This window comes from Burkholderia sp. BCC1972, assembly GCF_905339605.1.
In the GTDB taxonomy this organism is placed as follows: Bacteria; Pseudomonadota; Gammaproteobacteria; order Burkholderiales; family Burkholderiaceae; genus Burkholderia.
Genome location: NZ_CAJPGH010000010.1, coordinates 13,006 through 26,546, shown reverse-complemented (window position 1 = coordinate 26,546; position 13,541 = coordinate 13,006). Strand labels below are relative to the sequence as shown.

Here is a 13,541-nt window from a genome sequence, read left to right as displayed (position 1 = left end):
CACCAAAACATGCCAGAGTTGCCAGAAGTCGAAGTCACGCGCCGGGGCATCGAGCCCTTTGTCGCGGGCCGCCGCGTCGAGCGTGTCGACGTCCGAACCGCGATGCTGCGCTGGCCCGTGCCGGCGGAGTTCGCCGAGCAGTTGCGCGCGCGCGAGGTGCTCGCCGTCGAGCGTCGCGGCAAGTATCTGCTGTTCGAGGTCGATGCCGGCTGGTTCATCGTCCATCTCGGCATGACGGGCACGCTGCGCGTGCTGCCCGCGGCCGGCGTGCCGGTCGCCGCGAAGCACGACCACATCGACTGGATCTTCGACGAATTCGTGCTGCGGTTCCGCGATCCGCGCCGCTTCGGCGCCGTGCTGTGGCACCCGCGCGAAGCGGGCGACGTGCATGCGCACCCGCTCCTCGCGAGCCTCGGCGTCGAGCCGTTCTCGCCCGCGTTCACCGGCGCGCTGCTGCACGCGCGCACGCGCGGCCGCACGGTGTCGGTCAAGCAGGCGCTGCTCGCGGGCGACATGGTCGTCGGCGTCGGCAACATCTATGCGTCGGAGAGCCTGTTTCGCGCCGGCATCCGGCCGACGACGGCCGCCGGCAAGGTCTCGCTGCCGCGCTACGAGCGGCTGGCCGACGCCGTGCGTGCGACGCTGGCCGACGCGATCGAGCGCGGCGGCAGCACGTTGCGCGATTTTGTCGGCAGCAACGGCGAAAGCGGCTATTTCCAGCTCGACTGCTTCGTCTACGACCGTGCGGGCCAGCCGTGCCGCGTGTGCGGCACGCCGATCCGCCAGATCGTGCAGGGCCAGCGGTCGACCTATTTCTGTCCGACCTGCCAGCGTTGAAACCTTTTTCCACAATTAGACAACTTGAAGCCGCCCCGCATCGCCCCCGCTCCGTTCCCCGTCACGCCGCTGCATCACACGTTCGCCACACGCCTGGTCGCATGGCAGCGCGAGCACGGCCGCCACGACCTGCCGTGGCAGAACACCCGCGATCCGTACCGGATCTGGCTGTCGGAAATCATGCTGCAGCAGACGCAGGTGTCGACCGTCATTCCGTACTACACGCGCTTTCTCGAACGCTACCCCGACGTCGCCGCGCTCGCGGCTGCGCCGACCGACGACGTGATGGCGCTGTGGGCCGGGCTCGGCTACTACTCTCGCGCCCGTAACCTGCACCGCTGCGCGCAGGTCGTCGTCGCCGAGCATGGCGGCGCGTTTCCGGCGACGCCCGACGCGCTGGCCGAACTGCCGGGCATCGGCCGCTCGACGGCCGCGGCGATCGCATCGTTCGCCTATGGTGCGCGCGCGACGATCCTCGACGGCAACGTGAAGCGCGTGCTTGCGCGCGTGTTCGGCGTCGAGGGGTTTCCGGGCGAGAAGCGCGTCGAGAACGACATGTGGGCGCTCGCCGAATCGCTGCTGCCCGACGCCGCGAACGCCGCTGACGTGAGTGCCTATACGCAGGGGCTGATGGATCTCGGCGCGACGCTGTGCGTGCGCGGCAAGCCCGATTGCGCGCGCTGCCCGTTCGCGGGCGACTGCGTCGCGCAATCGACGGGCCGCCAGCGCGAACTGCCGGCCGCGCGCCCGAAGAAGGCCGTGCCGACACGCAAGACCTGGATGCTCGTGCTGCGCGACGGCGACGCGGTGCTGCTGGAGCGACGTCCGCCGACCGGCATTTGGGGCGGGCTGTGGAGCCTGCCGCAAGCGGACGGTGATGCCGCGCTCGCGGAGCTCGCGCGCGGTTTCGGCGGCGGCGGCACGGTGCCGCTCGCGCCGCTCACGCACACGTTCACGCATTTCCGGCTGGAGATCGAGCCGCGGCTGAGCGACATGACGGGCGGCGGCGGATTGCCTTCGTCCGCACGGGACGCCGATACCGCGTGGGTGCCGCTGGGCCGGCTCGATGCGTACGGCGTGCCGGCGCCCGTGCGCAAGCTGCTCGACGCGCTGAGCGGGCCGCTGCTGTAACACGAAGGGGGAAGGGCGCTGCGCCGGTCGCACGCCCGGAAGCGTCGGACTACCGGGCTTGCGTCACGCAGGAGAGCCCTTCGGGCGGGCAGGCGCGACGCGACGGGCCGACGTGTTTTACAGCCAGCCGTGCCGGTCGAGCACGTGGTGCACGGCGTCGATGCGTGCCCCGACGTCCGGAAACTCCATCAGCTTCTGCCGCGCACGCAGGTCGAGCGGCAGCAGTTCTGCGAGGCGGTTCGACACCCAGCTCGGATCGTCGAGGCGGAACGGTTCGCCGAACGGCATTTTCTCCGGATCGGACTTCTTCAGCGCGTTGATGATGCGCTCGAGCACCTCGGCGCACGAGCCGAACTGCGCGAGCGCCTGCTCGCCTTCGAGCGGGATGTCGTCGGGCAGCGGCTCCGCGATGCCGACCAGCAGCCCGTTGCCTTCGACGCGATACGACAGCAGCTCGAAACGCTGCGTGCCGACCGCCTGCAGGTACAGCATCCCGAATTCACCGGTATCGCACTCGGTGATGCGTGCCATGCAGCCGATGGTCTCGGGCACCGATACGGCGCCGTCCTGCGCGACTTCGGGCCCGCTCTTCAGCAGGCACACGCCGAACGGCGCGTCGTCGCGCAGGCACGCGCGGGACATGTCGAGATAGCGCGCCTCGAACACCTTGAGCGGGAGCAGACCGCCCGGAAACAATACCGTGTGCAGTGGAAACAGCGGCAGGTCGATCAGGGTGGTCGATAGGGAGGACATGGCGCGCTGACAAGGGGGCGGGCGTCGCTAGGGTCGGGCGACCTCGGAGACGAGCCGCGACGACGCGTCGACATCCACTGGCGCGTCACGATGCCGCACGATCACGTTCGCCTCGTGCGCAAGGCGCGCGGCGAGCGTTTCCGCGATGAACACCGAGCGATGCTGGCCGCCCGTGCAGCCGATGGCGACGGTCAGGTAGCTGCGGTTGTCATCACGGAAGTGCGGCAGCCATTTCATCAGGAACGCATGGATGTCGTCGATCATCTGGTGGACGATCGGCAGTGCGTCGAGAAAGGCGATGACCGGCTGGTCGAGCCCGGTGAGCGGGCGCAACTGGTGGTCGTAGTACGGATTCGGCAGCGCGCGCACGTCGAACATCAGGTCGGCGTCGAGCGGCACGCCGCGCTTGAAGCCGAACGATTCGAACATGACCATCAGGTCGTTGTTCTTTTGCTCGATGAAGCGCTTGACCCACGTGCGCAGCGCGTTCGCGCGCAGCGTGCTCGTATCGATCTGGTGGCCGAATTCGGCGAGCGGCGCGACGAGTTCGCGCTCGCGCTCGATCGCTTCCTCGAGCGACGACAGCAGGCCGACGTCCGCATCGTGCGACCGCGAGCCGGACAGCGGATGGCGGCGGCGCGTTTCGGAGAAGCGCTGGATCAGCGCCTGCGTGCTGGCGTTGAGGAACAGCACGCGCACGTCGTGCTCGCCCGACAGTTCGCGGATCAGGCCGGGCATTTCGTCGAGCGACGCGCTCGAGCGCGCGTCGATCGCGACCGCGAGCCGGCGCTGGCCGTTCTGGGCGAGGTAACGGGCGAGTTCGGGAAGCACGTGCGGCGGCAGGTTGTCGACGCAGTAATAGCCTGCGTCTTCGAGCGCGTTCAGCGCGACGGACTTGCCTGAGCCGGAGATGCCGGTGATAAGGACGATGCGCATGGGAAGCAGAGAATCCTGACGTTTCATCATAGCACCGGCTCGACGCGTCGGCGTTGCGCGGCCGGCGCGTGCGGGTTACACCAGTTTGCCGGGGAACTGACTGTCGGGATCTTGCATCGCGAGTCGTTGCCGATCCATGAAATCGCGCAACGTGTCGATTCCGCGCAACTGCAGGATCGTGTTCCGGACGGCCGCCTCGACCAGCACCGCGAGGTTGCGGCCGGCCGCGACCTGGATCGTGACCTTGCTGATCGGCAAGCCGAGCACGTCGACGGTCTGGCTTTCGAGCGGCAGGCGCTGGAATTCGCCGTCGGGGCGCCGCACGAGCTGGACGATCAGCTTCAGCTTCATTTTCCGCCGGACGGCGGTCTCGCCGAAAATCGTCTTGATGTCGAGCAGGCCGAGGCCGCGCACTTCGAGCAGGTTCTGCAGCAGCGGCGGGCAGCGCCCTTCGACGAAATCGGGGCCAAGTCGGACGAAATCGACTGCGTCGTCGGCGACGAGGCCGTGGCCGCGGCTGATCAGCTCGAGGCCGAGTTCGCTCTTGCCGAGGCCCGAATCGCCGGTGAGCAGCACGCCCATCCCGAGGATGTCGATGAACACGCCGTGCAGCGTCGCGCGCGGCGCGAGAATGCGCGACATGTAGAGCCGCAGGCTGTCGATCACCGCGGCGGCCGACATCGGCGTCGTGAACAGCGGGGTGGACGAGCGCGTGCAGCGCAGGACGAGCTCGGGCGGGGCCGCGGCGCCGCCGGCGACGACGAGGAACGGCGGTTCGAGCGCGATCAGCTCGGCCATGTGGCGCGAGCGGTCTTCGTCGGTCTGGCGCTGGTAGTAGTCGATTTCGGCTTCGCCGAGCACCTGGATCCGGTTCGGGTGGATCAGGTTCAGGTGGCCGACGAGGTCGGCGCTCGATGTCGCATTGCCGACCGTGTCGGCGGAAAAGCCGCGCTCCCAGCCTTCATGCCCCGTCAGCCAGCTCAGTTTCAGCGTGGCCGCGTTGTCGTCGAAGATGCTCTGGGCGTTGATGCTGGACGTATCCATGACTCTCGTCACTCCAATGAGCCGGTGCATGCGCGCGGCGACGGGCGTCGCCATGCCGGGCCGGCGCCGGGCGGCCCTGGACGGCGGCATGTGCCGCCTCGTACCGGAAAAAATTCCGCCCGGATCAACTCAAGGTTGCCACTGAGTGAGCAGGCGATGCAACTCGGCGATATCCGTTTCGTTGTGCAGACGCTCGCGCGCGTCGCGATCGGATAGCAGTTGCGCGATTTCCGACAGGATTTCGAGGTGCTGCTGGGTGGCTTGCTCGGGGACGAGCAGGAAGATCAGGAGACCGACCGGCTGGCCGTCGGGCGCTTCGAACGGGATCGCATCGGCGAGGCGGACGAACGCGGCGAGCGGGTGCTTGAGACCCTTGATGCGGCCGTGCGGAATCGCGACCCCTTCGCCGAGCCCGGTCGAACCGAGGCGCTCGCGCGCGAACAGGTTGTCCGTGACGGTGCTGCGGGCGATGCCGTTCTGATTCTCGAACATCAGCCCGGCTTGTTCGAAGACGCGTTTCTTGCTGGTGACTGAGAGGTCGATGACGACGTTCTCTATGGGCAGGATTTTGGCTAGGCGATTCATGTTGGCAGGCGATTGGGCGGCCTGGGGTCTCCTTGCTGCGGCAGACTGATTTTCCATGTTCGGCGATATCAAGGCATGTGGCATCGGCAACCTGCTACGCAGCTACCGCACCCAGCGCCCCCCGGCGATAACCGAAACATTATAGAGCACAGCCGCGTGCGTGGCGCAGCCCGGACCGACCGGTTGCACCCCTGCGCGGAGTCGCAAAAAAAACGCCCGGCGAACCGGGCGGCGTACGTGTTGCGGTAAAGGTTATTGCGGCGGCAGTTCGATCTGGTCGATCGACGGTTGAAGCTTGATCGGGTCGTGCGCGTGCGTTTGCAGGCGCTCCATGTGCTTGACGACCTGGCGATCCAGCTTGTCGATCAGCAAATCGATCGCAGCGTACAGGTTGCCGTTCGCGCTTTCGACGAAGATGTCCTTGCCCTTCAGGTGCAGGTTGATTTCCGCGCGCTGCTGCTTGTCCTTTTCCTTGTGGTTGTCGACCGAGAGGATCACAGTGCCATCGATCACCTGATCGCTATGCCGTAGCACCCTGTCCAGCTTGGTGATCACGTATTCGCGAATTGCAGGCGTGACTTCGAGATGATGTCCACTGATCTTCAGGTTCATAGTGCTTCTCCAAGCGAGTGGCCACCCGGCCGCATCGAGGCGGCGCTCCGGTCGACTTGCCCGTGCCGCACGAAGCGGCGTATATCGCGGACAGATCGTCCGGCCTGTTCCCCGTGTGCGCGGTGGCCGGGACACGCCTGCCGCCGGGCAGGCAGCAGGCTTAAAGAGACTTGCGCAGATTCACTGCCGGGATCTTGAGGGCTTCGCGATATTTCGCAACCGTGCGGCGTGCGACCACGAAACCCTGTTCTGCCAGCAGCTCGGCAATGCGGCTGTCCGAAAGTGGCGATTTTGGGTCTTCAGCTCCTATCAGTTGCTTGATGAGGGCTCGGATGGCGGTCGACGAGGCGGCGCCACCGGTGTCGGTCGAGACGTGAGATCCGAAGAAGTACTTAAATTCAAGCGTCCCGAACGGGGTCAGCATGTACTTCCCGGTTGTCACACGGCTGACAGTCGACTCGTGTAGGCCCAGCGTATCAGCTATTTCCCGCAAAACCAAGGGGCGCATGGCAATTTCACCGTGCGCAAAGAAATTCTTCTGACGCTCGACAATAGCCTGCGCGACACGCAGGATCGTGTCGAAACGCTGCTGGATATTCTTGATCAGCCAGCGTGCTTCCTGGAGCTGCTGCTTCAGCGAACCGGCCGACGGATCGCCGCGGCTGTTGCGCAGGATGTTCGCGTACAGGTTGTTGATCCGCAGGCGCGGCACGACCTCGGGATTGAGCTCCGCGAGCCATCCCTGGCCGGCCTTCTTCACGATGATGTCGGGCACGACGTAGTCGGCTTCGGCCTTGCCGTACGCGGCGCCGGGGAACGGCTCCAGCGAGCGGATCAGTGCATGCGCGTCGCGCAGCGCGTCGTCGCTCGCCTTCAGGTGCTTGCGCAACCGGGTGAAATCGCGCGCGGCGAGCAGTTCGAGATGCTGCGACACGATCTCGAGCGCGAGCGTGCGCGTCGGGGACGGATCGAGGCGCAGCAGCTGCAGCTTCAGGCATTCGGACGCCGAGCGCGCGCCGACGCCGGGCGGGTCGAAGCTGTGCAGCAGCGCAAGCGCCGCGTTCAGTTCGTCGCAGTCGATCTCCAGTTCGGGCGGCAGGTCGGCGAGCACTTCGTCGAGCGTCGCGGTCAGGTAGCCGTCGTCGTCGAGCGACTCGATCAGGAACATCACGAGCGCGCGATCGCGCGGGCCGGCCTGCGTGACGCGCAACTGCGCGGACAGGTGGTCGCGCAGCGACGTGGCGGCTTCCTGCACCTGCAGCGGCGGGAGGTCGTCGTCGTCGGACGCGCCGCTCGCGCGGCCGAATTCGTCGAGATTCCATTGCGGGCCGTCGTTGCCGTCGCCGGACCCGTAGCCGTCGTATTCGTCGGCGCCGGCAGGCTCGTCGCGCTCGGCGCGATCGCTGGACGTGCTGCTGCCGTTGGTCGCGGCCGGTTCGGTGTTCTGCGCGGGCGGCGTCTGCGCGATCAGCGATCCGTCCGCCGCGACACGCAGCGGGCTCGCGATCCATTCGTCGTCGTTCTCGAGCAGCGGGTTCTGCGCGACGGCCATCGCGACTTCCTGCTGCAGTTCGAGCGTCGACAACTGCAGGAGCCGGATCGACTGCTGCAGCTGCGGCGTCAGCGCCAGATGTTGCGACAGGCGGAGTTGAAGGCTGGCTTTCATGGCAAGGAGGGAGTCATACCGGCAGTTTGCCACGACCCAGGCGCATTGAGCCATCCGCGATTACGCGCGGCGCGCCGCCCGGCCGCGGGCAGGGCCGCGGGCGTGGATGCAAAGCCGGGCGCGGCCCCGCACGGCGATGCCGGGCGGGGTGCAGCCAGCCACGATGGGGAGTTACATGCGGAAGTGTTCGCCGAGGTACACGCGGCGCACGCTTTCGTTTTCGATGATTTCGCTCGGTGCGCCGGCGGCGAGCACCGAGCCGTCGCTGATGATGTACGCGTGATCGCAGATGCCGAGCGTTTCGCGGACGTTGTGATCGGTGATCAGCACGCCGATGTTGCGCTGCTTGAGGAACTTGACGATCTTCTGGATCTCGAGCACCGCGATCGGGTCGACGCCGGCGAACGGTTCGTCGAGCAGGATGAAGTTCGGGTTGGTCGCGAGCGCGCGTGCGATTTCGACGCGGCGCCGTTCACCGCCCGACAGCGACAGCGCGGGGTTCTCGCGCAGGTGGCCGATCTGCAGTTCGTCGAGCAGCGCTTCGGTGCGCGACGAGATCGCGTCCTTCGACAGCCGCTTGCCGTCTTCGCCGTGCTGCAGCTCGAGCACCGCGCGGATGTTCTCCTCGACGGTCAGCTTGCGGAACACGGACGCTTCCTGCGGCAGGTACGACAGGCCGAGCGATGCGCGCTTGTGGATCGGCAGCAGGCTGATCGAGCTGCCGTTCAGCGAGATCTCGCCCGCGTCGAGCGGCACGAGGCCGACGATCATGTAGAACGACGTGGTCTTGCCGGCGCCGTTCGGGCCGAGCAGGCCGACGACTTCGCCGCTCTTCACGTCGAGCGACACGTCCTTGACGACCGTGCGCGAGCCGTAGCGCTTCTTCAGGTTGCGGACGACGAGCGAGCTCGTGGTGCCGGCCGGCTGGCGGTTCGGTAGCGCGTTCATTGGCCCGGCGCTCCCTGGATCGTGGTCGACGGCGACAGCTTCGCCGGCGCACCGTTCAGCGGCGCGGGGCCGCCGTTCTTCGGCGACAGCATCGCGCGCACGCGGCCGTTCGGGTTGCCCGGCGCGGCGACGTCCTTGCCGCCCTTCGCGGTGTAGAAGTCGCGCTGGCCGTCGTACGTGATCACGCTGCCGTGCACGGTGTCGGCGACAGTCGACGTACCCTGCAGGCGGCGTACGGTCGCGGCGGTCGTCAGCGTGGTCAGGTCCTGCTTGCCGTCGTAGTCGATGCGCTCGGCGTCGCCGTCGATGTATTCGTCGAGGCCTTCGCGCTTCTGGCGGAACGTCGCGTGCTTCTTGCCGCTGCCGTACGAGGTGGCGTACTGATAGCCTTCCGGGTCCTGGCGCACTTCGACGCGATCGCCCTTGATGATGATCGTGCCCTTCGTGATCACGACGTTGCCGGTCGCGACCGTGACCTGCTTCAGGTCGTCATAGGTCAGGTTGTCGGCCTCGACGTTGATCGGCTTGCTCTGGTCGGCCTTCTCGGCATGGGCGAGCGGCGCCAGCCCGATGAGCGGGAGCGCCACGAGCGTCGCGGCGAGCGCGGCGCGGACGGCGCGCGCAGCGCCGCCGGAAATCTGTCGAGGGAACGGTTCGTTCATGCAGTCACGTGAGGGATGCGTCACTTGGGTTGACCTTTCGAGCCGCCGGACGTGTCCGCGGCGGCAATCGTGCCGCGCACGTTGCCGTAAAGCTCGATGACCCGGGTGACGTTGTTGTACTTCATGCCGTCGGTCGCGTTGACGAGCGACAGGCCGCGCTGAAGTTTAACCGGCTTTTCGGTCTGGATCACATCGTCATTGACGAAGATCCGGAAATGCTGGGAATCGGCCTGCATCTGCGGATCGCCGCCGCCGGCCGCGCGCAGGATGCGTGCATTGTCGTACAAATCGACGATCGACACGTCGCCGTTGACGGTGCCGCGCTTCGCGGTGGTCGTGACGACCGGCTTGCCGGGCTGGAACGCGCGCATGGCCGGATCGGTCAGGTCGCTGTTTTCGGTGTCTTCGTAGTGGATCAGCTTCGCGGCCGTCAGCCGGTACTGGGTCGAGCCCGACTGGTCGAGCTCGGTGACCGAGAAGTTGTCCGCGAAATAGTCGGGCGTGTGGCGCTTCGGCTGCACGGTGCCCTCGCCGGGCGGCGGCAGCGTGGCCTGCAGCAGCCACCACGTGATGCCCGCGAGCGCGGCGACCGCGACGAGCGGCAGCAGCTGGGTCCAGCGGAAATGCGTACTCATCCGTCAGGCTCCGCAGGCCGCTGCGAGCAGCGCGTCGTAGCGGCGCTGCGCACGCAGGATCGCGTCGCAGACTTCGCGCACGGCGCCCTGGCCGCCGCGGGCCTCGGCGACCCAGTGCGCGCGGGCGATCACCTCGGGGTGCGCGTTCGCGGGGGCCGTCGCGAAGCCGCAGCGCAGCATCACGGGCAGGTCGGGCCAGTCGTCGCCCATGTAGCCGCACGCGTCGGCGGTGAGGCCGAGCGATGCGATCAGATCGGCGAACACGGCGAGCTTGTTCTCGACGCCCTGGAACAGGTGCGCGATCTTCATTTCCTTCGCGCGCGCCGCGACGATGTCCGAGCGGCGGCCCGTGATGATCGCGGTCGCGATGCCGGCTTCGCCGAGCAGCTTCACGCCGTGGCCGTCGAGCGAATTGAACGACTTCATCGTGTCGCCGGTCGCGGTAAACAGCAGGCCGCCGTCGGTCAGCACGCCGTCGACGTCGAAAATCATCAGCTTCACGCGGCTCGCGCGTTCGGCCGCAGTCAGCGCTGCGCTCATCAGATCACCTTCTTCGAAAACAGGTCGTGCATGTTCAGCGCGCCGATCAGCACGCCGTCGGCATCGACCACCAGCATCTGGTTGATCCGGTGGCGCTCCATCAGTTCCACGGCTTCGACCGCGAGGTGATCCGGTGCGATTGTGCGCGGGTCGCGTGTCATCACGTCGGTGATCGGCAGCGTGCGGAAATCGCCGTCGCGCGCGAGCACGCGGCGCAGGTCGCCGTCCGTGAAGATGCCGACGACCTTGCCGCCGGCGTCGACCACGGCCGTCATGCCGAGGCGCTTCGCGGTGATCTGGAACAGCGCGTCCGACAGCGTCGCGTCGAGCCCGATGGACGGGACGTCGTCGCCCGAGCGCATCACGTCGCGCACATACGTGAGCAGGCGCCGGCCGAGTGCGCCGCCCGGGTGCGAGCGCGCGAAATCCTCCGAACCGAAGCCGCGCGCATCGAGCACGGCGACGGCGAGCGCATCGCCGAGCGCGAGCGCGGCGGTCGTGCTCGCGGTGGGGGCGAGGTTCAGCGGGCACGCTTCCTTCGACACCGCCGCGTTCAGGTTCACGTCGGCGAGCGTGCCGAGGCTCGACCCCGCGCGGCCCGTGATCGCGATCAGCTTCGCGCCGATCCGCTTCACGAGCGGCAGGATCGCGACGAGCTCTTCCGACTCGCCGGAATAGGAGATGCCGATGAAGACGTCGTCGGAGGTGACCATCCCGAGGTCGCCGTGGCTGGCCTCGGCGGGGTGGACGAAGAAGGCCGGCGTACCGGTGCTGGCCAGCGTGGCTGCGATCTTGCGGGCGATATGCCCCGATTTGCCGATACCGGACACCACCACGCGGCCGCGGCAGCCGAGCAGCAGCGCGACGGCCTGGACGAAGCCGCCGTCGAGCTGGTCGCGCAGCGCGCGCACGGCGTCCGCCTCGATGTCGAGCACGTCGCGGGCGAGCGCGAGCGCCCGATCATCATTGATTTTCGCTATCATGCGCGGAGTATAGCAAAGGCGTTTGTTCGCCGCGCCGGGCCTTCGGACTCGTCCGATGCCGCCTGTCCACCGCCACCACCCGCGCCCGCATTGCCGTGGCCCCGACGAACGAGGACGCTTCGCCTGTGATTTCCCCGCTCGAAATGACTCTGCTGCTGCTGCTGGCTTCGGTGGTGGGCGTCGTCGTATTCCGTTCGTTGAACCTGCCGCCGATGCTCGGCTACCTGACCGTCGGCATCCTGGTCGGCCCGCATTCGTTCGGCATCGCGGCGGATCTCGAACGGGCCGAGCACCTCGCGGAGTTCGGCGTGGTGTTCCTGATGTTTTCGATCGGCCTCGAATTCTCGCTCGCGAAGCTGAGGGCGATGCAGCGGCTCGTGTTCGGGCTCGGGTTGCTGCAGGTCGTCGCGACCCTCGTGCTCGCGCTCGTGCTCGGCGCGCTGTTCGAGCACTGGGTGCACATCACGTGGCAGGGCAGCATCGCGCTCGGCGGCGCGCTCGCGATGTCGTCGACGGCGATCGTGTCGAAGATGCTCGCCGAGCGGCTCGAGATCGAGACCGAGCACGGCCGCAACATCTTCGGCGTGCTGCTGTTCCAGGATCTCGCGGTCGTGCCGCTGCTGATCGTGATCGCCGCGTTCGGCGCCGAATCGTCGAAGGATCTCGCGCTCACGCTCGGCTTCGCGGCGGTCAAGATCGTGATCGCGCTCGCGCTGCTGCTCGTCATCGGCCAGCGCTTCATGACGCGCTGGCTCAACGTCGTCGCGCGGCGCCGCTCGCAGGAACTGTTCGTGCTGAACCTGCTGCTCGTCACGCTCGGCGCCGCGTTCATCACCGACCGCTTCGGCCTGTCGCTCGCGCTCGGCGCGTTCATCGCGGGGATGCTCATTTCCGAGACGCCGTTCCGCCATCAGGTGGAAGAGGACATCAAGCCGTTCCGCGACGTGCTGCTCGGCCTGTTCTTCGTGACGACGGGCATGCTGCTCGATCCGCGCGTGATCTGGGAGCACCCGCTCCTCGTGTTCGGCTTCTTCGTCGGGCAGATCCTGTTCAAGGCGACGACGATCACCGGGCTCGCGCGGCTGTTCGGCGCGACGCCGGGCGTCGCGATGCGCACCGGCATCGGCCTCGCGCAGGCCGGCGAATTCGGCTTCGTGCTGCTGAACCTGATCCTCGACCGCCATCTCGTCGATTCGACGCTGCTGCAGGCGATCCTCGCGTCGATGCTGCTGTCGATGCTCGCCGCGCCGTTCCTGATCCAGAACGCCGACCGGATCGTGATGCGGTTGTCGTCGACCGAATGGATGCAGCAGTCGCTGCAGATGACGCGGATCGCGACGCAAAGCCTGAAGCAGCGCGGCCACGTGATCATCTGCGGCTACGGCCGGGCCGGGCAGAACCTGGCGCGGATGCTCGAACAGGAAGGCATTTCGTACGTCGCGCTCGACCTCGATCCCGATCGCGTGAGCGCGGCCGCGGCGGCCGGCGAATCGGTCGTGTTCGGCGACGCGGCGCGCCGCGAGTCGCTGCTCGCGGCCGGTATCCACCGCGCGGCGGCCGTCGCGATCACCTATGCGAACACGCCGTCGGCGCTGCGCGTGCTGCATCACGTGCATGAACTCGAGCCGACGCTGCCGGCGATCGTGCGTACCGTCGACGATGCCGATCTCGAGAAGCTGCTCGCGGCCGGCGCGACCGAGGTGATTCCGGAGATCGTCGAGGGCAGCCTGATGCTCGCGTCGCACACGCTGGTGCTGGTCGGCGTGCCGATGCGCAAGGTGGTGCGGCGCGTCGAGGAAATGCGCGACGAGCGCTACAGCCTGCTGCGCGGCTATTTCCGCGGCGCGGACGACGCGGACGACGACGACCACGAGCAGGTGCGGCTACAATCGGTGCCGGTCGATGCGCGCGCGGACGCGGTCGGGCGTTCGCTGGAAGAACTCGGGCTGTATGCGCTCGGGCTGGAAGTCACGGCGATCCGCCGGCACGGCATCCGCGGCGTCGAACCCGATCCGCAGACCAAGCTGCGCGCGAGCGACATCGTGGTGCTGCGCGGGCTACCCGAGGCGCTCGCGCTCGCGGAGGAGCGGTTGTCGCGCCATCGGCGCGATCCGCCGGCCGCGGCCGCCTGAGTCGCGATTCACAACCCGACCCGTATTTATTCGAAACGGTGCCCGATCTTCGCGCACCGTTTTTTTCGGAGAGTTTC

Annotated in this window: 14 protein-coding genes; 3 read left to right on the top strand and 11 right to left on the bottom strand. The window is 67.5% G+C overall.

What is annotated here, in order from left to right; genetic code table 11:
* The first annotated feature begins 9 nt into the window (after positions 1 to 9).
* Positions 10 to 837: a bifunctional DNA-formamidopyrimidine glycosylase/DNA-(apurinic or apyrimidinic site) lyase gene (gene mutM / locus U5798_RS16180; protein ID WP_124452061.1), complete on the top strand. Its 828-nt coding sequence runs from the start codon at positions 10 to 12 to the stop codon at positions 835 to 837.
* A 24-nt stretch (positions 838 to 861) separates the two neighbouring features.
* A complete protein-coding gene (gene mutY / locus U5798_RS16175) occupies positions 862 to 1,968 on the top strand; it encodes an A/G-specific adenine glycosylase (protein ID WP_322082645.1) in 1,107 nt (368 codons plus the stop codon).
* Between the two features lie 117 nt (positions 1,969 to 2,085).
* On the opposite strand, the gene U5798_RS16170 is transcribed toward mutY, so the two are convergent.
* From U5798_RS16170 to kdsD, 11 genes are all read right to left on the bottom strand, one after another.
* Entirely contained in the window at positions 2,086 to 2,721 is a 636-nt protein-coding gene (locus tag U5798_RS16170; protein ID WP_124452057.1) for an LON peptidase substrate-binding domain-containing protein, read from the bottom strand.
* Between the two features lie 27 nt (positions 2,722 to 2,748).
* Complete coding sequence (rapZ, locus tag U5798_RS16165) at positions 2,749 to 3,657, bottom strand: RNase adapter RapZ (RefSeq protein WP_124452055.1); 909 nt, start codon at positions 3,655 to 3,657, stop codon at positions 2,749 to 2,751.
* A gap of 75 nt (positions 3,658 to 3,732) precedes the next feature.
* Complete coding sequence (gene hprK / locus U5798_RS16160; RefSeq protein WP_011353227.1) at positions 3,733 to 4,701, bottom strand: HPr(Ser) kinase/phosphatase; 969 nt, start codon at positions 4,699 to 4,701, stop codon at positions 3,733 to 3,735.
* A gap of 129 nt (positions 4,702 to 4,830) precedes the next feature.
* Positions 4,831 to 5,343, bottom strand: coding sequence for a PTS sugar transporter subunit IIA (locus tag U5798_RS16155; protein ID WP_034195643.1), 513 nt, complete (start codon positions 5,341 to 5,343; stop codon positions 4,831 to 4,833).
* A gap of 195 nt (positions 5,344 to 5,538) precedes the next feature.
* Positions 5,539 to 5,898, bottom strand: a complete 360-nt coding sequence (hpf, locus tag U5798_RS16150; RefSeq protein WP_006477786.1) for a ribosome hibernation-promoting factor, HPF/YfiA family — start codon at positions 5,896 to 5,898, stop codon at positions 5,539 to 5,541.
* Positions 5,899 to 6,058: 160 nt separating this feature from the next.
* Positions 6,059 to 7,564 (bottom strand): RNA polymerase factor sigma-54, encoded by a 1,506-nt coding sequence (locus U5798_RS16145; RefSeq protein ID WP_322082644.1) that lies wholly within the window; start codon positions 7,562 to 7,564, stop codon positions 6,059 to 6,061.
* A gap of 171 nt (positions 7,565 to 7,735) precedes the next feature.
* Complete coding sequence (lptB, locus tag U5798_RS16140; protein ID WP_034189275.1) at positions 7,736 to 8,512, bottom strand: LPS export ABC transporter ATP-binding protein; 777 nt, start codon at positions 8,510 to 8,512, stop codon at positions 7,736 to 7,738.
* A complete protein-coding gene (lptA, locus tag U5798_RS16135) occupies positions 8,509 to 9,174 on the bottom strand; it encodes a lipopolysaccharide transport periplasmic protein LptA (protein ID WP_124452051.1) in 666 nt (221 codons plus the stop codon). The genes lptB and lptA overlap by 4 nt, the downstream gene beginning before the upstream one ends.
* A gap of 20 nt (positions 9,175 to 9,194) precedes the next feature.
* Complete coding sequence (gene lptC / locus U5798_RS16130; protein ID WP_124452049.1) at positions 9,195 to 9,809, bottom strand: LPS export ABC transporter periplasmic protein LptC; 615 nt, start codon at positions 9,807 to 9,809, stop codon at positions 9,195 to 9,197.
* Between the two features lie 3 nt (positions 9,810 to 9,812).
* Positions 9,813 to 10,349 (bottom strand): KdsC family phosphatase, encoded by a 537-nt coding sequence (locus tag U5798_RS16125; protein ID WP_124452047.1) that lies wholly within the window; start codon positions 10,347 to 10,349, stop codon positions 9,813 to 9,815.
* Positions 10,349 to 11,332, bottom strand: coding sequence for an arabinose 5-phosphate isomerase KdsD (gene kdsD, locus U5798_RS16120; protein WP_124452045.1), 984 nt, complete (start codon positions 11,330 to 11,332; stop codon positions 10,349 to 10,351). Before kdsD ends, U5798_RS16125 begins: the two co-directional genes overlap by 1 nt.
* Before the next feature lie 125 nt (positions 11,333 to 11,457).
* On the opposite strand from kdsD, the gene U5798_RS16115 reads away from it, so the two are divergent.
* Positions 11,458 to 13,464 carry a cation:proton antiporter gene (locus tag U5798_RS16115; RefSeq protein ID WP_322082643.1) on the top strand — a complete coding sequence of 669 codons (2,007 nt, stop codon included), beginning with the start codon at positions 11,458 to 11,460 and terminating at the stop codon, positions 13,462 to 13,464.
* The last annotated feature ends 77 nt before the right edge of the window (positions 13,465 to 13,541 follow it).

Excerpts from the sequence above, each read along its gene's own strand:
- hprK (WP_011353227.1), bottom strand. The coding sequence starts at position 4,701 with ATGGATACGTCCAGCATCAACGCCCAGAGCATCTTCGACGACAACGCG.
- U5798_RS16125 (WP_124452047.1), bottom strand. The coding sequence starts at position 10,349 with ATGAGCGCAGCGCTGACTGCGGCCGAACGCGCGAGCCGCGTGAAGCTG.
- hpf (WP_006477786.1), bottom strand. The coding sequence starts at position 5,898 with ATGAACCTGAAGATCAGTGGACATCATCTCGAAGTCACGCCTGCAATT.
- lptB (WP_034189275.1), bottom strand. The coding sequence starts at position 8,512 with ATGAACGCGCTACCGAACCGCCAGCCGGCCGGCACCACGAGCTCGCTC.
- lptC (WP_124452049.1), bottom strand. The coding sequence starts at position 9,809 with ATGAGTACGCATTTCCGCTGGACCCAGCTGCTGCCGCTCGTCGCGGTC.
- mutM (WP_124452061.1), top strand. The coding sequence starts at position 10 with ATGCCAGAGTTGCCAGAAGTCGAAGTCACGCGCCGGGGCATCGAGCCC.
- rapZ (WP_124452055.1), bottom strand. The coding sequence starts at position 3,657 with ATGCGCATCGTCCTTATCACCGGCATCTCCGGCTCAGGCAAGTCCGTC.
- U5798_RS16170 (WP_124452057.1), bottom strand. The coding sequence starts at position 2,721 with ATGTCCTCCCTATCGACCACCCTGATCGACCTGCCGCTGTTTCCACTG.
- lptA (WP_124452051.1), bottom strand. The coding sequence starts at position 9,174 with ATGAACGAACCGTTCCCTCGACAGATTTCCGGCGGCGCTGCGCGCGCC.
- U5798_RS16155 (WP_034195643.1), bottom strand. The coding sequence starts at position 5,343 with ATGGAAAATCAGTCTGCCGCAGCAAGGAGACCCCAGGCCGCCCAATCG.
- U5798_RS16145 (WP_322082644.1), bottom strand. The coding sequence starts at position 7,564 with ATGAAAGCCAGCCTTCAACTCCGCCTGTCGCAACATCTGGCGCTGACG.
- kdsD (WP_124452045.1), bottom strand. The coding sequence starts at position 11,332 with ATGATAGCGAAAATCAATGATGATCGGGCGCTCGCGCTCGCCCGCGAC.